17 protein-coding genes are annotated in these 19163 nt (G+C 73.0%); 5 read left to right on the top strand and 12 right to left on the bottom strand.

From position 1 onward, the window contains the following. Window positions 1-80: 80 nt before the first annotated feature. Window positions 81-914: a GntR family transcriptional regulator gene (locus tag ACIQMU_RS18895; RefSeq protein WP_402689253.1), complete on the bottom strand. Its 834-nt coding sequence runs from the start codon at window positions 912-914 to the stop codon at window positions 81-83. A gap of 145 nt (window positions 915-1059) precedes the next feature. Here ACIQMU_RS18895 and ACIQMU_RS18890 point away from each other — a divergent pair, with 145 nt between their 5' ends. Both ACIQMU_RS18890 and ACIQMU_RS18885 read left to right on the top strand, forming a co-directional pair. Next, a complete protein-coding gene (locus ACIQMU_RS18890; protein ID WP_352240685.1) occupies window positions 1060-1908 on the top strand; it encodes a (2Fe-2S)-binding protein in 849 nt (282 codons plus the stop codon). Window positions 1909-2100: 192 nt separating this feature from the next. Continuing rightward, the gene (locus tag ACIQMU_RS18885) at window positions 2101-3204 is read left to right on the top strand and encodes a DUF2637 domain-containing protein (protein ID WP_352240684.1); all 1104 of its coding nucleotides are present in this window, start codon (window positions 2101-2103) and stop codon (window positions 3202-3204) included. A gap of 27 nt (window positions 3205-3231) precedes the next feature. Here the strand turns inward: ACIQMU_RS18885 and ACIQMU_RS18880 are convergent, their stop codons facing one another. The 4 genes from ACIQMU_RS18880 to ACIQMU_RS18865 all read right to left on the bottom strand — a co-directional run bounded on the left by ACIQMU_RS18880 (window position 3232) and on the right by ACIQMU_RS18865 (window position 11492). Further along, the gene (locus tag ACIQMU_RS18880) at window positions 3232-3597 is read right to left on the bottom strand and encodes an ATP-binding protein (RefSeq protein WP_352240683.1); all 366 of its coding nucleotides are present in this window, start codon (window positions 3595-3597) and stop codon (window positions 3232-3234) included. 428 nt (window positions 3598-4025) lie between these two features. Beyond that, a complete protein-coding gene (locus ACIQMU_RS18875) occupies window positions 4026-5768 on the bottom strand; it encodes a pyruvate dehydrogenase (protein ID WP_352240682.1) in 1743 nt (580 codons plus the stop codon). Between the two features lie 111 nt (window positions 5769-5879). After that, complete coding sequence (locus ACIQMU_RS18870; protein ID WP_352240680.1) at window positions 5880-7529, bottom strand: protein phosphatase 2C domain-containing protein; 1650 nt, start codon at window positions 7527-7529, stop codon at window positions 5880-5882. 195 nt (window positions 7530-7724) lie between these two features. Continuing rightward, entirely contained in the window at window positions 7725-11492 is a 3768-nt protein-coding gene (locus ACIQMU_RS18865) for a S8 family serine peptidase (protein WP_352240679.1), read from the bottom strand. Between the two features lie 209 nt (window positions 11493-11701). On the opposite strand from ACIQMU_RS18865, the gene ACIQMU_RS18860 reads away from it, so the two are divergent. Further along, window positions 11702-12691, top strand: a complete 990-nt coding sequence (locus ACIQMU_RS18860; RefSeq protein WP_402689252.1) for a helix-turn-helix domain-containing protein — start codon at window positions 11702-11704, stop codon at window positions 12689-12691. Window positions 12692-12774: 83 nt separating this feature from the next. Next, complete coding sequence (locus ACIQMU_RS18855) at window positions 12775-13257, top strand: DUF456 domain-containing protein (protein WP_352240677.1); 483 nt, start codon at window positions 12775-12777, stop codon at window positions 13255-13257. A 25-nt stretch (window positions 13258-13282) separates the two neighbouring features. Here ACIQMU_RS18855 and ACIQMU_RS18850 read toward each other — a convergent pair whose 3' ends face one another. After that, entirely contained in the window at window positions 13283-14656 is a 1374-nt protein-coding gene (locus ACIQMU_RS18850) for an AlkA N-terminal domain-containing protein (protein ID WP_352240797.1), read from the bottom strand. Window positions 14657-14728: 72 nt separating this feature from the next. Next, complete coding sequence (gene rsgA, locus ACIQMU_RS18845; protein WP_352240676.1) at window positions 14729-15880, bottom strand: ribosome small subunit-dependent GTPase A; 1152 nt, start codon at window positions 15878-15880, stop codon at window positions 14729-14731. 377 nt (window positions 15881-16257) lie between these two features. On the opposite strand from rsgA, the gene ACIQMU_RS18840 reads away from it, so the two are divergent. Then, a complete protein-coding gene (locus ACIQMU_RS18840; protein ID WP_352240674.1) occupies window positions 16258-16758 on the top strand; it encodes a DUF5949 family protein in 501 nt (166 codons plus the stop codon). Window positions 16759-16945: 187 nt separating this feature from the next. On the opposite strand, the gene ACIQMU_RS18835 is transcribed toward ACIQMU_RS18840, so the two are convergent. The 5 genes from ACIQMU_RS18835 to ACIQMU_RS18815 all read right to left on the bottom strand — a co-directional run bounded on the left by ACIQMU_RS18835 (window position 16946) and on the right by ACIQMU_RS18815 (window position 19149). Then, on the bottom strand, window positions 16946-17353 hold the full coding sequence (locus tag ACIQMU_RS18835) for a rodlin (protein WP_352240673.1): 408 nt from the start codon (window positions 17351-17353) through the stop codon (window positions 16946-16948). Window positions 17354-17471: 118 nt separating this feature from the next. Beyond that, on the bottom strand, window positions 17472-17690 hold the full coding sequence (locus ACIQMU_RS18830) for a hypothetical protein (RefSeq protein WP_352240672.1): 219 nt from the start codon (window positions 17688-17690) through the stop codon (window positions 17472-17474). Between the two features lie 201 nt (window positions 17691-17891). Beyond that, window positions 17892-18302, bottom strand: coding sequence for a rodlin (locus ACIQMU_RS18825; RefSeq protein ID WP_274034432.1), 411 nt, complete (start codon window positions 18300-18302; stop codon window positions 17892-17894). A 68-nt stretch (window positions 18303-18370) separates the two neighbouring features. Further along, window positions 18371-18661, bottom strand: coding sequence for a hypothetical protein (locus ACIQMU_RS18820; RefSeq protein WP_352240671.1), 291 nt, complete (start codon window positions 18659-18661; stop codon window positions 18371-18373). A gap of 254 nt (window positions 18662-18915) precedes the next feature. Next, a complete protein-coding gene (locus tag ACIQMU_RS18815; protein ID WP_352240670.1) occupies window positions 18916-19149 on the bottom strand; it encodes a chaplin in 234 nt (77 codons plus the stop codon). Between the last annotated feature and the right edge of the window lie 14 nt (window positions 19150-19163).

Raw genomic sequence — 19163 nt, 5'->3', positions numbered from 1 at the left:
GGCGGTGGCGGAGCCGGTGGCCCCGGGCCGCGGCGCGGTCGCCGAGCGGTGGCCCTCGCCCCCGGTGCGGGCCGTCCGGGTCAGCCGTCCGCACCGGCGAAGTGCTCGCCGACCAGGGCCCGGACGACGGCGAGGTCCTGGGCGATGAGGGCGTCGAGCAGCGCGGTGTGCTCGGAGGCGTCGGCCAGCAGATCGGCCCGCCGGCCGGCGGGGCCGGAGACCAGCGGCCACTGGGAGCGCCGGTGCAGTTCGTCCGCCACGGCCACCAGCTGCTCGTTGCCCGACAGCATGAGGACCGCGCGGTGGAAGGCCCGGTCCGACTCGGCGTAGGCGGCCCGGTCGCCCACGGCCGCCGCGGTGACCGTGGCCTCCGCCAGCGGGCGCAGGACGCTCCAGCGGTGCGCCGGGACCGTACGGGCCAGGCGCAGCATCACCGGAACCTCGATCAGGGCCCGCACCTCGGCCAGCTCGGCCAGCTCGCGGGGACCTCGTTCGCTGACCCGGAAACCGCGGTTCGGCACCACCTCGACGGCGCCCTCGACGGCCAGCCGCTGCATGGCCTCACGCACCGGCGTCGCGGAGACCCCGAAGCGGGCGCCGAGCGCCGGGGCGGAGTACACGTGACCGGGGACCAGCTCGCCGTCGACGAGTGCGGCGCGCAGGGAGTCCAGGATCTGCCCGCGGACGGAGTGCCGCTGAACGGCACGTGGTGCGGGCGGCTCACTGTGGGTGTGCTCGCCACGGGCCCGCTCGGCCCCGGGCGGCGCTCCACGGGGGTCCGCGCCACCGGCCGGTCCGCTCCGGGCCTGTTCCGGCACCCGGCCTTCCGGAGTCCGGCCCTCCGCCGCAGTGCGCGGGAACGCTCCGGGGGCGTACGCCGGACGGCCGCCCTCATGCGCGCTGCCCTGCTCCACCCGGACCTCCTCCGCCTGCCGCGGGCCGACTCGCGTGCGCCGGACCTCCCGTGCACGATAGAGGGAGCAGGCTGCGGTTCAAACATCGACGGCATCGGGTAAGGTAAGCCTTACCTGCAAACGATCCCGATTCGGTGGTCCCTGCATGACCCTCTCCCCGCCGTTCACCCGTGCCGCGACGTCCCCCGTGACCGCCGCGTACACCCGCCTGACCGAGGTGTTCCCCGGGCTCCGGGCCGACGTGCTCGACGGCGACGCCCTCGCCCCGTCCGGCGCCGGCTGGGTCGGCGCGGCGGAGCTGGCGGCCGGCGGCGGCGCCGTGGACGCCTTCCTCGCCTGGGACAACGCGCAGGTGCTGCGCGACTACGGCCGGCAGGCCCGCCCGGACGTGGTGGCGAGCTTCGGTCTCCACCGGTACGCCTGGCCCGCCTGCCTGCTCGTGACGGTGCCCTGGTTCCTGCAGCGCAGGGTGCCGCGCATCCCGGTCCAGGACGTGGCCTTCCAGCGGGCGCTGGGCCACCTGACCGTGCGGGTCCGGGAATTCGCCTGCCTGCCGGACGACCCGGCCGCCACGCTGCCCGGAGCGCGGGTCGTCGCGGACGAGGCGGCGCTGCGGGCCGAGGTCCTGGCCGCCCTGACCGAGCACCTCGGCCCGGTGCTGGAGGGCTTCGGGCCGCGCATGCGGCGCGGGAAGCGGGCCCTGTGGGGCATGGCGACGGACGAGATCGTCGAGAGCCTCTGGTACATCGCGCACCTGCTGGGCGAGGAGCGCCGCGCCATGACGGAGCTGGAGCTGCTGCTCCCCGGCACGACGAAGCCGTACGTCGGCTCCGCCGGCTTCCGCGAGCTGACCGGGCCCGACGGGCAGTCGCTGCCGACCCGGGACCGGGCGAGCTGCTGCCTCTTCTACACCCTGCGCCCCGAGGACACCTGCGTGACCTGCCCGCGCACCTGTGACGCGGACCGGGTGCGGAAGCTGAGGGCTGCTCGTTGATCCACACCGCCCGTCCGGATGACGTGAAATCGAACACAATTCAGCTCTACCGGGCGGCCGTTCGAGAAGATTCCACCCATCGATAGCCTCTCCCACCCCCATGGCGTGCTCTTGTCCCGAAACCACCGGAGCGGGACGGGAATTCCGTCACGATGGCGCACGAAACGCCCTACGTGACGCAAGGGACCGCGCATGAGACTGACCGACATATCGCTTGACTGGCTGCTTCCGGGCGCCGTACTGCTCGTGGGGGTCATGGCGGCGGTGACGGTGGTCGCACGCGGCAAGCGTGCCGCCGGCAAGGCCGCGGCCGACGACTCCTGGGAACGCAGCGAGGAGCGACGCAGACGCAAGGAAGCGCTGTACGCCACCGCCAGTTACGTCCTGCTGTTCTGCTGCGCGGCGGTCGCCGCCGCGCTGTCCTTCCACGGGCTCGTCGGCTTCGGCCGGCAGAACCTGAACCTCACCGGAGGATGGGAGTACCTCGTCCCGTTCGGCCTGGACGGGGCCGCGATGTTCTGTTCCGTGCTGGCCGTACGGGAGGCGAGCCACGGAGACGCGGCCCTCGGCTCCCGGCTGCTGGTGTGGACGTTCGCCGGGGCCGCCGCCTGGTTCAACTGGGTGCACGCCCCCCGGGGCATGGACCACGCGGGCGCTCCGCACTTCTTCGCGGGGATGTCCCTCTCGGCCGCGGTGCTCTTCGACCGCGCGCTGAAGCAGACCCGCCGCGCCGCGCTGCGCGAACAGGGCCTGGTGCCGCGTCCGTTGCCGCAGATCCGGATCGTCCGCTGGCTGCGGGCCCCCCGGGAGACCTTCGGCGCCTGGTCGCTGATGCTCCTGGAGGGCGTCCGCACCCTGGACGAGGCGGTGGACGAGGTGCGGGAGGACCGCAGGGAGCGCGAGCAGGACCGGCTGCGCCGACGCGACCAGGAGAAGCTGGACCGGGCCCGCATCAAGGCCCTGAACCGGCAGAACCGGGCCTGGGGGCGCGGCGGCCGGGGCGGGCAGCAGGTCGACGTGCCCGCCCTCGCCCCGGCTCCGGGCGGCGCGGGGCCGGCCGTCGCGGAGCCCGCCATAGCGGAGCCGGGTCAGCTGCCTCTGCGACCCCGGCCATCCCTGCAAGCCGTCGGCCCGAAGCAGGGCGCGGACGGTACGAGCCCGAAGAGCCTGGACGGGCCGAACCGGAAAGGTGACCCGCGGACCGTCGACCTCACCGCCGAGGACGACACCCAGACACTTCCCCGGCTCGACTCGCTCGAACAGAAACTGAAGGATCTGGAGCAGCAGTTCGGCTGAGGGCACGCCCGCGGCGGAGGGGCCCTCTCAGGGCCTCCCGCCGTGCAGTTCGAACCAGACGACCTTGCCCAGGGCCTGTGACTCCACGCCCCAGGCGTCGGCCAGGCTCCCGACGAGGAGCAGACCCCTGCCGTGCGTACCGTCGTCGGCGTTCGGTACGTACGGCGCGGGCAGATCCTCCGACGCGAAGTCCTGGACCTCCACACGCAGTCGGACGGACGTCGCCGTGGCGGTGACCACGGCCCCGTGCCGGGTGTGGATGAGGGCGTTGGTCACCAGCTCGCTCACCAGCAGCTCCGCCGCCTCGACCTGCTCCTGACCGGAGCGGTGCCGGAGGAACTCCCGCAGCTCCCGCCGCACTTCCCCCACCGCCGACCGCTCGGCGTGACCCACCCTCCGGCTCATCCTGGCCGGGGGCGGCGCCCCGCCCGGTCTCCGGCCCCGGGCGCCGCACCCCTCGACGATCACGGTCCTCTTCTGACGCTTCGCCATTTCCCCCGCCCGCACAGTGCACCGGCCTCCTCTGATCCAGCTGTCCGTCGAACAGCCTCACGGGATGCATGCCCCTGCACGCACACGGTCACGCTTGTCGTCTCATCAATAAGTGAATGGTCAGGAGCGGCGAGGGGCGCACGCGACATCGCACCCGCGCACGCCATCACCCCATGGGCGCAGCACCGGTCAACACCCCGCCGAACCAAGCGAATTGACCCTGGTGACCACCCAAATGCGCCGGGTGCGACCCTGGCGGCCCGCGCCCCGGCGGTGCGTCCGGGGCGGGCGCCGCTGGACCGCCAGGACGGGGGCGGCCGGTTGCGGCCTCAGGGCCGGGGGACGTTACGGAGGTTGGAGCGGGCCATCTGGAGCATCCTGCCCACCCCGCCGTCGAGCACGATCTTGCTGGCGGAGAGCGCGAAGCCGGTGACCATGTCGGCGCTGATCTTCGGGGGGATGGACAGCGCGTTCGGGTCGGTGACGACGTCGACGAGCGCGGGACCCTTGTGCTTGAAGGCATCCTTGAGCGCGCCCTGCAACTGCTTGGGTTTCTCCACGCGTACGCCGTAGGCGCCGGCCGCCCGGGCGATGGCGGCGAAGTCGGGGTTCTTGTTGGTCGTCCCGTAGGACGGGAGTCCCGCGACGAGCATCTCCAACTCCACCATGCCGAGCGAGGAGTTGTTGAACAGGACGACCTTCACCGGAAGGTCGTACTGGACGAGGGTGAGGAAGTCGCCCATCAGCATGGAGAATCCCCCGTCGCCGGACATGGCGACGACCTGCCGGTTCAGGTCGGTGAACTGGGCGCCGATCGCCTGCGGCAGTGCGTTGGCCATCGAGCCGTGACTGAACGAACCGATCACCCGGCGCCTGCCGTTGGGCGTCAGATAGCGGGCGGCCCATACATTGTTCATGCCGGTGTCGACGGTGAACACGGCGTCCTCGTCGGCCATCTCGTCCAGCACCGAGGCGACGTACTCGGGGTGGATCGGGACGTGCTTCTCGACCTTGCGGGTGTATGCCTTGACCACGCCCTCCAGGGCGTTCGCGTGCTTCTTCAGCATCCGGTCGAGGAACTTGCGGTCGGACTTGGGCTGCACCCGGGGCGTCAGACAGCGCAGAGTCTCGCGCACATCGCCCCAGACCGCGAGGTCGAGCTTGGAGCGGCGGCCGAGGCGCTCGGGGCGCACATCGACCTGGACGATCTTCACATCGTCGGGGAGGAAGGCGTTGTACGGGAAGTCGGTGCCCAGCAGGACGAGGAGATCGCACTCGTGCGTCGCCTCGTACGCGGCGCCGTAGCCGAGCAGGCCGCTCATCCCGACGTCGTACGGATTGTCGTACTGAATCCATTCCTTGCCGCGCAGCGCGTGCCCGACCGGCGACTTGACCTTCTCGGCGAACTCCATCACCTCGGCGTGCGCCCCGGCCGTGCCGCTGCCGCAGAACAGTGTCACCCGTTTGGCCTCGTCCACCAGGCGGCAGAGCTTGTCGATCTCGTCGTCGCCGGGCCGTACGGTCGGCCGCGCGGTGAGGAGGGCGTGCTCGATGCTCTTCTCGGGGGCGGGCTTGGAGGCGATGTCGCCCGGCATCGCGACGACGCTGACGCCGCCACGTCCGATGGCGTGCTGGATCGCCGACTGGAGCAGCCTCGGCATCTGCTCCGGGTTGGAGATCATCTCGTTGTAGTGGCTGCACTCCTGGAACAGCAGCTCCGGATGGGTCTCCTGGAAGTAGCCGAGGCCGATCTCGCTGGAAGGGATGTGCGAGGCGAGGGCCAGCACCGGGGCCATGGAGCGATGTGCGTCGTACAGGCCGTTGATGAGGTGCAGGTTGCCCGGCCCGCAGGAACCGGCGCAGGCGGCCAGGGAGCCCGTGACCTGCGCTTCCGCGCCGGCCGCGAAGGCGGCGGTCTCCTCGTGGCGGACGTGGATCCAGTCGACGGCCGGGTTACGCCGGATGGCGTCCACGACGGGGTTCAGGCTGTCGCCGACGACGCCGTACAGGCGTTTGACGCCTGCCCTGGCGAGGATGTCGACGAACTGCTCCGCCACGTTCTGCTTGGCCATGGGTGCGCACCCTTCCTTGCCCGTGCTCCGTGCACTTCGGTTGTCCGGACTCCGGAGCCCGAAACACCGCTGCGCCCGGCTCCGGAATCCATCAACCCACGGCGTGCGCGGTTACGCCTCCCAGACGGCGGCGCAGGTGCGGTCGTCGGCGTACCCCTTGATCCGGAGCTGGGTGTCGGCGAGGAATGCGGGCAGTCCGGGCGGTCCGGAGGCTCCCCAGCGCTCGGCCAGCTCACCGGGGAGTGCGGCCTCCGCCCGCATCGGCCCGGCCAGTCCGTTGCTGCACAGCAGCAGCGTGTCGCCGGGGTGCGCGACGGAGGCCCGGAAGCGGAACGGCTCGGCGGACGGGCGGAGGGAAACCTCGGCGGCCGGGGACGGCGGCGCGGTGATCTGGAGGTCCATGGTCAGCCGGTCCCCGTCCGGGCCCTCCTCCGGCTCCTCGCCCGCACGGGCAGCGCCGCCGTCCGCGACGCGGGGCTCCAAGTCCTGCCAGCGTCCGTCGCGGAGACGGAAGAGCCCGCCGCTGCCGACGCCGAAGAAGACGCGGGTGCGGCAGTCGGGGTCGGCGGACAGCAGGAGGCAGCGGAGGCTCGCGGTGTACGCGTCCGGTTCGACGCCGAGTTCGGCGGCGCGGGCGCGCAGCTTGCCGTACGTACGGTCAGTGAGCCGGTGCAGCCCGGACTTCAGGTCGCCCCGGCGACCCGCTCGTATGTCGTCGGACAGCCGGACGTGGCTGCGGGCGACGGCCCCGCCGATCCAGCGGCAGGCGTCCGCGGCGGCGAGGTGGGCCACGTCGCCCGAACGCCTGCCGCCGGCCACGGCGACGAGGACGAGGGCGCCCTCGGCGGCCCCGAAGCGGGCGGTGAGGAGAGCGTCGCGCCTGGGTTCTCCGCGGAAGCGGGCGGAGTCGCCGCGCACGGACGCGGCGCGCAGGGTGTACGTCCCGTACCGCGCGCCGTCCAGGACGGTGTCGGGCACGAGGCCGTCCAGATTCTCCGAGGTGGCGGAGGGCAGGGCGGCGGGGTCGGCGTCGTAGGTGGGAGGCCGGTCCCCGAGGTGCCCGACGGCCGGCCGGCCGCCGGCCGCCGCGGCGAGGCCCGGCGGGTGGGCGCCGGGCCCGGGCGGCTCCACGTCGGCCCCGGGGGGCTCCGGCGTGGGCGGCGCGGCGAACGTCCGGGGCCCCGGTTGCCCGGCGGGCGCCTCCCAGGGGGCGGGGAGGACGGTGACGCGGGGCGCGGTCCGCGGCGGCGCCGGAGGCGGTACGGCGGAGTCTCCCGGCCTCGACCGCGGCTCCGGTACGGCCGACGCGGCGGGCCCGCGCTCGCCCGGCGGCTCCGGCTCCGGCCCCCGCTCGCCCGGCGACCCCGGCGGCTCCGGCTCCGGGCCGCGCTTCTCGTACGGGTCCCGGGCCGACCGCGGGTCCGGCGTGAGTCCCGTCGCCCCCGCCGGGGCCGGGTCCCGCTGCGCCGCCTCGGGCGGATTCGGCGCCGGAGGCGGCAGCCGGCAGGCGTCCGTTTCCAGGTGCTCGTAGCGGTCCGCGTACGGGTCCTCGTACACCGCCCCGTAGGGGTCCCGGACGGTCTCGCGCACGGCGTCCCGGTGGTCACCCACCGGCCTGCCCACCGTGTCCGACACGGAGTCGAAGCGGTCGTCGAGGCTGTCGGCCGCACTGCTGGGGCCGGTGTCCGGCGCGGTCTCGTCGTACAGCTCGCGCCACCAGTCGTCCTCATGGGCGGCGGGCTTCTCCCCCTGCTGACTCATGCCCTTATTGTCCACCGCGGAGGCGTTCCGAAACGGGGCATCGGCAAAAAGTGGGCCGTGGGCAAGGCCCGCCGGGCGGCCCACCCCCCACGGGAAGGACGCCCGGCGGGCCGGTCGGCGTGATCGGCGCGTCCGGCGTTTCAGCCGTTCGTATGCTCAGCCGATCACCGGTTCAGCGACTTCGCGGCCGTCGCGTCAGCGCACCGTGTACGCGTCGTTGACGGTCTGGACGACGGAGTTGCCGTTGGCGTCGCTCAGTTCCGTCCGCAGGGTGACGGACTTCCCGCCCGCGTCCGCGTGGTCGACGGTCGCGGTCCACCGGCCGTCCCGCCGCGCGGTGGTGGCCGCGTGCCAGGTCTCGCCGCCGTCGTAACTGAAGGACACCCGTGCGCCGGTGAGCCCGGCGGGGGTGTAGCCGGCGTGCCCGGTCGCGTCGAGCCCGATCGTCTGGCCGTTCTTCGCGGGCACGGTCTTCATCCCGTCCGCCGGCACGTCGTAGCGCGGGAAGAGCAGCGGCAGTCCCTGCGACTCCACGTCCGGCTTCCGCTCGGAACGGAACGCCCAGGTGGTCTCCGTCCGCGTGGACCGCTTCCAGACGGCGGCGGGCGAGCCGATCTTCGTGGTCGACATGGTGAGTTCGTACGCGGCCTCCCCGGCCGGCACGGTGAAGACGCCGAAGGGATAGCCGCTCTCCCCGACGACCTCGCCACCACGCTTGAGCCGCATATTGCCGATGTCTCCGAACGACCCCTGCTGAGCGGCGTGTTCGGAGTCGGTCATGAACGCCGGGGCGACGCCGATCACGTTGTCCTGTCGCTCACCGGCCAGCAGCTCCGCGCCTTCGGCGTCGCGCGGGGCTCCGGGGACCAGCAGGCCCCGGTACCACTCCTCCGTCGTGGTCCGGCCCGCGTCGTGGGTACGGGCGTTGCCCATCATCAGCTCGCCCCAGGGGAAGCTGGAGGAGAGCGCCTTGCGCCAGACGGTGTCCCCCGCCGTGTAGTACTCGGTGCGCTTTCCGGGAGCGGAGACCAGGGCGAGTGCGGACGCGCTGAAGGTCGCGCCGTAGGGGCGGGAGACCAGGAGCGTGTCGACGAAGTCGGTGGCCACGCCCATGGAGGCGTGGGTGGAGACGACCGAGCCGAGCTTCCGGTCGCGGACCTTGTAGGTGCGGTCCGAGGTGATCTGGCCCTTCTCCGGGAACGACAGGTTGTAGACGAACGGGCTGACGGCCGTGGCGGTCCAGGAGACCTCCGCCCTGCCCTTGCCGAGGGCCGCCTTGACCACGGCGGCCTCCTCCGCCCGCAGGCCGAGGACCGGAAGGGGCGCCGCCCCGTAACCGACGCTCGGCTGCCAGAGACCGGCCGAGGGGCGGTGCACCACAAGCGCCTCCGCCCCGGCGGCCCGTGCGGCCCGTGCCTGGTCCAGGACGCCCGAGGAGTCGTCGCCCACTTCCACCAGCGCGATCCGGCCCTTCGCCCCCGCGGCCTCCAGTTCGGCGGCGCTGCCGGCGCCGGCGTCGACGACCTCGGCGCGGCCCGTGCCGTCCAGGTTGACCGAGCCCGTGGTGGCGGGCCGGGGGTGCAGGGACGCTCCGCCGGTCAGGGAGAACGTCTGGATCTGCGGGGCGTAGGCGCGCCAGAGGGAGGCGAACTCGAAGTCCCCGTCACGTGCCCTGCCCCGGACGTCGACCAGGAAGTCCTTGATCATCCCGTTGCCGGCGATGGACCCGGAGTGCAGCCACGTGTCGTCCCAGGAACGGCCGAAGGCGAGGGTCGCGCCGCGTGTCTCGGCGGCCCGGTCCTCGGTCCTCACCTTCAGACGGTGGGCCTCACGCGCGTCGAGGACGAGGGTGGTGTCCTTGCTGATGTTCACCTGGGGGCGCGCCAGATAGCCGAGGGAGCCCACGAGCCGGTTCGTCGCGTCGGAGGCGTCGGGCGAGGCGATGAAGCTGGAGACGAAGTACGCACCGGGCCGGACCCGGTAGGTCTGGTCGGTGGCTCCCTCGTTGAAGCGGCGTTCGCCGGAGGCGGTGTCGGTGCCGATGAGGTCGACCGAGGAGACCCCGTCGGCGGGCTTGCCCGTGCGGTCGACGAGCTTGACGCGCAGAGTGACGGTCTCCGGCTCCACGTACAGGGAGAACGGGGTGGAGATCCGCACTCCCCCGGAGGCCGTGGCGAGGACGCGACCGGTGACGTCGCCGTACTGGGCGGCCCTCAGTCGGGCGTCGGGGTCGAGGGCCAGGGGGACCTCGACGGTCTCCCCGGCCGGTACGGTGACGGACTTCCGGCCGAGCGAGGCGACCTTGGAGCGGACGGCCGAGCCGTCGTTGCCGGTGACGCCCGCGACCTTCAGCGAGAGGGTGACCGGCTTCCCGCTCGTGTTGGTGTAGGGCACGGCGACCGTCGTGCGGTCGCTCCTGTGCTGCGGCCAGTCGAAGGCGCCGCCCTGTACGGCAGGTGCGCCGAGTACGGGGGTGCGGACCGCTCGGTCGACGTCGAGGCGGCCGCCGCCCGTCTCGCGCACGTCGCCGGGGACGGCGCTGCGGGCGGAGGAGACGAGGGCCGCCTTGATCTGCTGGGCGGTCCACTCGGGGTGGCGCTGCTTCACCACGGCAGCCGCGCCCGCGACATGCGGGGTCGCCATCGACGTACCGGACATGGACCGGTACGCCTGGGATCCCCGGCCGCCCGCGGCGGCGGCCGAGACGGCGACGCCGGGCGCGGCGATCTCGGGCTTGAGGGTGTGCGAGACGATCGCCGGGCCGCGGCTGGAGAAGTTCGCGGTGGAGTCGTCGCGGTCCACCGCGCCCACGGTCAGCACGCCGGGTGCGCAGCCGGGTGAGGAGACGGTGTTCAGGGACGGGCCGAGGTTTCCGGCGGCGACCACGAAGAGGGTGTCCTTGTTCTTGCCGAGCTCCTCGGCGGCCAGGCTCATCGGGTCGGTGCAGTCGGTGGGCTCGGCGCTGCCGAGGCTCATGGAGACGACGTCGGCCTTGTTGTCGACGGCCCACTGCATGCCCGCGATGATCCAGGAGGCGGCGCCGGACCCGCTGTCGTTGAGGACCTTGCCGACCATCAGGTCGGCGCCGGGCGCGACGCCCTTGTTCTTCCCGTCGCTCGCCGCGCCGGAGCCGCCGACGGTGGAGGCGACGTGGGTGCCGTGGCCCTGGCGGTCGTCGGTGCTGTCGGAGTCGGTGAAGTTCTCCGAGGCGGTGATCCGGCCCTTGAGGTCGGGATGTTCGGCGTCGGCCCCGGTGTCCAGGACGGCGACCTTGGCGCCGGTGCCGTCGTAGCCGGCGGTCCAGGCCAGGTCCGCGCCCACCTGTTTCGTCGATCTATCGAGACTGGCCTGGACCTTGCGGTCGAGCCAGAGCTTCTTGAGGCCGGAGCCCGACCGAGAGCGGGGTGCGGTGAGGTCGGCCCAGAAGTCGGCGGCCCGCTTCTTGTCGGCCTTCAGCGCGAGGCCGTCGATGACGTCGAGTGCCGCTCCGCGCTCGGCCCCGCGCGGGGTGGCGAGGGCGCGGCGGGCGGTGTCGCCGGTGTACGTGGCGATCAGCGGGACGGAGTCGGTGCGGCTGTCGTCGTAGCCCTGGCGGATGAGCCCGGTGACGTTGAACAGCTCCTCGTCCACGGTGTCCGCGGCAAGCGCGGGGACGGCGCCCTCGGGGTAGACGTACAGGTCCGGGCCGGCCCGCCGGGTCTGGACGAGGGGGACGCTGCCGTCCGCGCGGGGCAGGGCGGTGGCGGCGGGCGCCCCCGAGGCGTCCGTGGTCACCAGCACCCTGTCGCCGGTGACGAGCGTCAGCGTGACGGGCTTCTGGTCCGTGGCGGCGGACGTGCCGCCCGCGATCTGTCTCGGTGCGTCGCTGCCGTCCGGTGGCGCTGCCACGGACGGTGCCACGACGGTGGCGGCGAGCACGGCGGCGGTCGCCGCTCCCAGTGCCGTACGCGATATCGGGCGCATCGCTCTCCCCAGGTCAATACGGAATGAAGCAGCCCAAGAGGCCGCATTCCGGAGGTTGTTGGTGCTGCGGTGGCGCCACAGTGGCAGAGGTGCCAGGGGTACGGGGGATGATGTGAGCGGCGGGTTTACGCCGTGGCCCTTTCCCGCCACCGGGGACCCGTCGCAGGGGCGCCGCGATGCGCGATCACCATGTCCGGGGAGGTCGGAGAATGCTGGGGGCCATAGGTCTCGACGAGAGACAGGAAGCCGCGTACCGCGTGCTCGTCGCGGCGGGGGCCGCGGAGCTCACCGATCTCGCGCTTCGGCTGGCGCTTCCGGAGCGGGACGCCGAGCGCGTGCTGCGGCGGCTGGAGCAGCAGGGCCTGGCCGCCCAGTCCTCGGCCCGTCCGGGCCGCTGGGTGGCGGCGCCGCCCGGTGTGGCGCTCGGCGCACTGCTGATCCAGCAGCGGCACGAGCTGGAGCAGGCGGAGCTGGCGTCCGCGCTGCTCGCGGAGGAGTACCGCGCCGAGGCCGGCGAGCCGGCGGTGCACGATCTGGTGGAGGTCGTGACGGGGGCGAGCGCCGTCGCCCAGCGCTTCCACCAGTTGCAGCTCGGGGCGGCGTCCGAGGTGTGCGCCCTGGTGACGGGCAAGCCGATCGCGGTGACGGGGACGGAGAACGAGTCCGAGGAGCGGGCGGCCTCGCGCGGGGTGAGCTACCGGGTGGTGGTCGAGCGCGAGGTGCTGTCGGCGCCGTCCGGGATCCTGGAGCTGTCGGCGGCGCTGAGCCGGGACGAGCAGTGCCGGGTGGTGGACCGGGTGCCGACGAAGCTGGTGATCGCCGACGGGAGCCTCGCGATGGTCCCGCTCACGGGGCGCGGCGCGGAGCCCGCCGCCCTGGTCGTGCACGCCAGTGGTCTGCTGGAGTCGCTGACGGGCCTCTTCGAGGCGGTGTGGCGCGAGGCGATGCCGTTGCGGCTGGACGGGTGCGGCGGCGTGTGCGAGGACGGGGCCGGGCCGGATGCGACGGACCTGGAGATCCTGTCGCTGCTGCTGGCGGGGCTGACGGACGCCAGTGTGGCCAAGCAGCTGGAGCTGGGGCTGCGGACGGTGCAGCGGCGGGTGAAGGGCCTGATGGAGCTGGCCGGTGTCTCGACGCGGCTCCAGCTGGGCTGGCACGCGTACGAGCGTGGCTGGGTGGCCCGTAACGAGTCCTCCTGAGGCGGCTGCCGCCCCGGCGGGCGGCCGGAGGCGGCGGGGTGCGCTGACGGGCGGAGCGGGGCACTCTCCGGCACGCTGGTCAGATGAGTGTGTGGCAGCTCGTCGCCGTTGGCCTGGTCATGCTGCTGGGGCTGGTCGGGGTGTTGGTGCCGGGCGTGCCGGGTCAGGCGATCGTCTGGGCGGCCGTGCTGTGGTGGGCGCTGACGGACATGACGCCGACCGCCTGGGGCGTCCTGATCGGCGCGACGGCGCTGATGCTGCTGAACCAGGCCCTCAAACCGCTGCTGCCGCCGCGTCGGCCCGGCGAGTCCGGCGCGCCCCGGCGGACCCTGATGATCGGCGGGGTCTCGGCGATCGTCGGTTTCTTCGTGGTGCCCGTGGTGGGCGGGGTCCTCGGGTACGTGGGGGCCATCTTCGGCGCGGAGCGGCTGCGGCTGGGCAGTCACGGCGCGGGCTGGGCGTCGGTGCGCTCGGTGATGCGGGCGACGGGCTACGCGGTGCTGGTGGAGCTGTTCTGCTGCCTGCTGGTGGCGGGCGCCTGGCTGGGCGTGCTGCTCTGGGCCTGACCCGTGGCCGGGCGGTCCCGGCCGGTCAGCCCCGGGCCCGCACGGCGCTCGCCTCCAGGTGGCGTACGGCGTAGGAGCGCCAGGGCCGCCACCGCTCCGCGCCCGGCGTCCCGTACGGGTCCACATCGGGGTCGCCGAGCGCCCGCATCCGGATCAGGGCGGCGGCGCGCCGGTCGATCCCGGGCAGTGTCAGGAGGGTCCGTTCCGCCTCGTCCCGGTCGGCCCCGGCGTCCAGCCGCAGCCGGCCGTCGGCGAGCGCGGCGGTCAGGGCGCGCAGCGCCGGGTCCTCGGCGGAGCCGGCGAGGACGTCCGGCTCCGGGAACACATGGGTGAGCCCGCCGCACGGCACGTCCAGCGCCTTCCCGTACCGCTCGACCAGTTCCCCGGCCTCCGCGCGCCCCACCAGGGCCCGGACGGCGGCCTCCTCCGGGTCGGCCGCGCCCGGCGAGCGCAGCCCGGGACGCTCGGCGACCAGCGGGGCGAGCCGGTGGTCGGCGGCCAGCGCCTCGTCCACGGCGTACGGGTCGGCGTCGAGGTCGAACAGGCGGCGCACCCGCTGGACGGCGGTGGTCAGGTCACGCAGGTCGGTGAGCTGGATCCGGGCCTCCAGCCAGGGGCCGCCGGGGTCGGCCTCGTCGACCGCGACGAGTCCGGCCCCGTACGGCAGCCGCAGGGTGCGGCGGTAGGTGCGGCGGCCGGGCGGGCCCGCCGTCTCCTCGACCCGGGCGACCGCCCCGGCGGCCAGCAGGTCGAACAGGGCGGCGGTGGCGTACGGGCCCCGATGGGCGAGCCGCAGCGGGATTCCGGCGCGCACCCCCTCGCGGCGTCCGCCGCCGAGACCCGTGCCGGCCTCGGCGCGCAGGGCGCTGGGCGTCCGCGCGTAGATCTGCCGGATGGTGTCGTTGAACTGCCGGACGCTGGCGAATCCGGCGGCGAAGGCGATCTCGGTGACCGGCAGCCCGGTGGTCTGGAGGAGCACCCGGGCCGTGTGGGAGCGCTGGGCCCGGGCGAGGGCGACGGGGCCCGCGCCCAGCTCCGCGTTGAGCTGCCGCTGGACCTGCCGGGCGCTGTAGCCGAGCCGCCCGGCGAGTCCGGGGACGCCCTCGCGGTCCACGACGCCGTCGCCGATCAGCCGCATGGCCCGGCCGACGACGTCCGCGCGGACGTTCCACTCGGCGGAGCCGGGCACGGCGTCCGGCCGGCAGCGGCGGCAGGCCCGGAAACCGCCCGCCTGGGCGGCCGCGGCCGTGGGATAGAAGCGCACGTTGACGCGCTTGGGGGTGACGGCGGGGCAGCTCGGTCGACAGTAGATGCCGGTGGTCGTGACGGCGAAGAAGAAGGCGCCGTCGAACCGCGCGTCGCGGCTGCTCACCGCCTCGTACCGGGTTTGTTCGTCCATCACACCGTCCAGTGTGCGGCAGCCGGGGCTGCCGCACTCGCGGTTTTCGGACGTCGAACCGGGTGCCCCGGGCTACCGCACCCGGCCGCGCTTGGCCTGCATGGCCGCGCGCCCCTCCGCGCCCTTGCGCTTCCAGTCCCGCAGGATCTCGGCGCGCACCCGGGCGTCGGTCTTGGCGACGATCCGCTGGTTCTCGCGGATCAGCTTGCGGTAGCTGTCGAGCCGCCGCTCGGGCAGGACGCCGTCCGCCAGGGCGCCGAGGACGGCGCACCCGGGTTCGGACTCGTGGGCGCAGTCGTGGAACCGGCACCGTGCGGCCAGCTCCTCGATCTCGGAGAACACCTCTTCGACCCCGGCCCCGGCGTCGAAGAGGCCGACCCCGCGGAGGCCCGGGGTATCGATGAGGACGCCACCGTGCGGCAGGAGCAGGAGATTGCGGGTCGTGGTGGTGTGCCGGCCCTTGCCGTCGACGTCACGGGCGGCCCGCACCTCCATCACGTCCTCGCCGAGCAGGGTGTTGGCCAGCGTGGACTTGCCCGCTCCGGAGATGCCGAGCAGTACGCTCGTGCCGCCGGAGACGAGGGCGCCGAGGACGTCGAGCCCCTCGCCCGTGGCGGAGCTGACGGGCAGCACCTGGACACCGGGGGCGATCGCCTCGACGTCCTGGACGAGGTGGGACACGGTGACCGCGTCGGGCACCAGGTCCGCCTTGGTGAGCAGCACCACCGGCTCCGGGCGGTGGCCCGTGTCCAGGCCGTCGCCGAGCAGCGCGGCGCCGCTGTGGCTGGACAGGGCGAGCGCGAGGAACCGTTCCAGGCGGCCGAGGTCCAGTTCGACGGCGAGCGAGACGCAGATGGCGATGTGGTCGATGTTGGTGGCGAGCACCTGGCCCTCGGAGCGTTCCGAGGAGGTGGAACGGACGAAAGCGGTGCGGCGGGGCAGCAGTGTGCGGACGAAGCGGGGGTCGCCGTCCGGGTCCAGCGCCACCCAGTCGCCGGTGCAGACGATCCGCATCGGGTCACGGGGCACGACGAACGCGGTGTCGGCGCGGACGGTGCCGTCGGCGGTGATCACGTCGCACCGACCGCGGTCCACGCGCACGACCCGTCCCGGCACGAACCCCTGCTCGGCGTACGGGGAGAAGACAGCCGCCCAGTCCTCGTCCCAGCCGTACGGAGTCAGCGGGTGCGAGGAGGAAGGAGCGGGAGGAAACGAGAAAGACAAGGGAAACCCTTCACAGGGTGGCCCCGGCACGCGCGCTCGGCGCGGGAATGAGTGAGGTCGGTCAGCCGGTGGCCACGGAGATGAGGACGATGCTCTTCCGGTTGTGGGCAGTGCCCATCGCAACGACAGTCATCAATGTCCTCACCTCCTGCTTCCTGTGGTGGTCCGCACGCGTCACCGCGGCTTGCGGAACGAGGGCCACATTAGCCCGGCCCCCGGGAGCGGCGTCAACGGCTTTTCCCCACACCCCCGATGGAGGAGTGCCGGGGCGGCCGGGGCGGGGCCCGCCGGGTATTCGCCGGAGATACCCGCTGTTCTCCCTCGATCGGGTGATACGCATGCATAGCACCCGGTCCGGGGCCGTTAGGGTGCCGAGCATGACCACACCCCAGACCTCCACCGGCACGTTCATCCCGGCCCAGTTGGGCACCCAGATCCTGATCGGCTGGAGCAGCCGGCAGCCCGACGCCGACCAGGACACCGCCTACCTCCTCGCCTACTCACTGGGGGACGGGCAGGACGGCCCGGAGGTCGGCCGCCATGCCATGCACGCCGCGCTGGAGCGCGCGGGACTCCATGTCGGCGGCCCGATCCAGGACGCGGCGGAATCCGCCGGCGTACAGGCGACGCTCCTCGTCCAGGCGGGCCAGGCCGTCCTGACGACGCCTCACCTCAAGGCGCAGTACCCCGCACCCCCGGAGTGGCTCGCGGCCGCCCTGGCGCAGGGTCAGGTGTACGGCATGTTCGCCACCGCCCCGTGGCCGGAGGCCGTTCCCGGGCAGCCGGTGAGCGAGGACCGGCTGCGGGCCTTCGCGGCGAACGAAGAGGTCGTCCGCACCGCCGCGCACTGCCTGCTCCCGGTCCGCTCCCTGGGCTGAGCGGCGCGCCCCGCACCGCTCTCTCCCCGATCCCGTCCGGCTGATCCGGGCGGCAGGCCCGAGGCCCACCACCCCCGTGGGGTGGTGGGCCTCATCCGTGCGGCCGTGCCGCACCCGCGAACGGGGACGGGCGGCCCGGAGTGTGATCTCCGGACCGCCCGCACTCAACACCTCAGGTTGAGGTGCGTCAGTTGTTGCCGACACCGTTGCCCGAGAGGACCGGGATGTCGTCCAGGATGTGCGACAGCGGCTCGTCGCCCTTGGCCTGGGTGGAGTTGTCGGTGCACTGCTGGTTCTGCGGGTTGGACAGGACGTTGATGTCCTGGACCGTGATCGGCACGATGCCGACGAGCGAACCGACGTTGACCTTGGCGGGCAGGCCGACGCAGAGCTTGTTCAGGGTGCCCTGGACGAGCTGGTTCTGCGGGCTCCAGTTGCCCTCCGTCTCGGCGTTGCCGATCTCCGACTCGGCACCGTTGCCGTTGACCGTGGTGGTGCCACCGTCGTTGCCGATCGCCATGGCCGTGGGAGCCGCGGCTGCGGACAGACCGAGCAGGGACACGGCCACTGCAGCGCCGGCCATCATCTTCTTCATCAACTTCACCTTTCGGAGCGTCCCGTTGTGGAACGCCCTGATCAACTGCCGCGCCCCCCGATCGGTTGCGCAGTACCACTCAAATGGGTTTGTTCTGGCGCAACGTCGACGCCGCGCGTCAGCTCCCGGTGGCCTCCGGCCCCGGGTGCTCGTCCGAGCTGCGCGCCGCCGGCACGAAACCGCCGCTGCGGGGAGCGGGGTCCCACCGCGGTTCCGAGAGGGGACGGCCGGCTCCGGCCGCCTGCCACTCGGCGACGAGCCGGTCGTAGATCGGTGTGCCGCCCGGCGTGGCCCGCTGCTCTCCGCCCTGCGGGGTCTGGCTGTCGTACGGATCCATACAGAGGCCCTACCCGGTCCGGCGGGGGCCGTCAGCCGGGGTTACGGCATCCGGCCCAACCGGATGCCCCGCCGGATGCCCCGCCGGAGGCCCACCGGACACGACGGAGGGGCCAGCCCCTCCGGTCCGGCGAAGAACGGTCGCCGTGCGGATGGACTGGCCCCGAGCGGGTCAGGCGGTGCGGACCCGGGCTGCCCGGTCTCAGTTGTTGCCGGCGCCGTTGCCGGAGAGGATCGGGATGTCGTTCAGGAGGTGCGACAGAGCCTCGTCACCCTTGGCCTGGGTGGAGTTCTCGGTGCACTGCTGGTTCTGCGGCGAGGACAGGACGTTGATGTCCTGGACCGAGATCGGCACCAGACCGACGAGGGAGCCGAGGTTGGCCTTCGCCGGGAGGGCGATGCAGGGCTTGTTCAGCGAGCCCTGGATGAGCGCGAACTGCGGGCTCCAGTCGCCGTGGGTCTCGGAGTTGCCGTATGCCTGCGAGGCGCCGTTGCCGTTGACCGTGGTGGTGCCGCCGTCGTTGGCGATGGCCATGGCGGACGGGGCGGCAGCGGCGGAGACACCGACGACCGAGGCGGCGACAGCCGCCGAGGCCATGATCTTCTTGAACATGGGAGAGCCCTTCTGGGGAATGATGCGGTTCGGTGAAAGAAGCAGGTGAAACGGTCGTGCTGCGACGGTCAGCCGCCGAGGGGAACTCCGCCGAGCAGCGGAGCGGCGCCCTCGGCCGCACCGGTTGCCTGGCCCGCCAGCTTGCCGACCGTGCCGTCCTTCGAGACCGTCTCGGTGGCCTCGGCGACCGTGTCCACCACCGGGTCCACGACCTGCGGGGCACTGGCCATCACCTGGTTGAGGCCGCTGTCGAGGCTGAAGTTGGGGGCCGTGGGCGTAGTAACGGCGAAGGCGGGGGCTGCCGCTCCGAGGGCAGCCACGGAACCGGCAACGAGGGCGGCGGTCTTCGCGTACTTCACTTTTCTGGTTCCCTTCTGCGCGGCATCTGTTTCGGTCACGTTCCCGTGCCGCACACAAGCCTTCTTTACTTGTGACTTCTGCCGCTTTCCCCCTGATCAACGATCCGACCGCTCTCGGGAAACTGCGGGCGGGCGCTTTTCTCCGGCGCCTTTCACGATTCCGGCCCGTGAAGCCGGGCCGTGGAAAGGCCCCGGGCGGCATCCGCCGCCCGGGGCCCACCGGCCGCGGACACGTGGCCCGGCCGGTCAGAGGGTCACTTGTTGATGCAGGTGTTGCCGAACGCCGGGTTCAGCACACCGATCACGTTGACGGTGTTGCCGCAGACGTTGACCGGAATGTGGATCGGGACCTGGAGGATGTTGCCGGACAGCACGCCCGGGGAGTGCGCGGCAACGGCCTCGGCGCCCGAGTCGGCCATGGCCGGGGCGGCGACACCCATCGCCATGAGCGTACCGGCGGCGACTGCGGCAACCTTGGTGTACTTCACTTTTCATCCCTTTC

This window comes from Streptomyces sp. NPDC091649, from assembly GCF_044756785.1.
In the GTDB taxonomy this organism is placed as follows: Bacteria; Actinomycetota; Actinomycetes; order Streptomycetales; family Streptomycetaceae; genus Streptomyces.
This window is presented reverse-complemented; position numbering and strand designations above follow the sequence as displayed.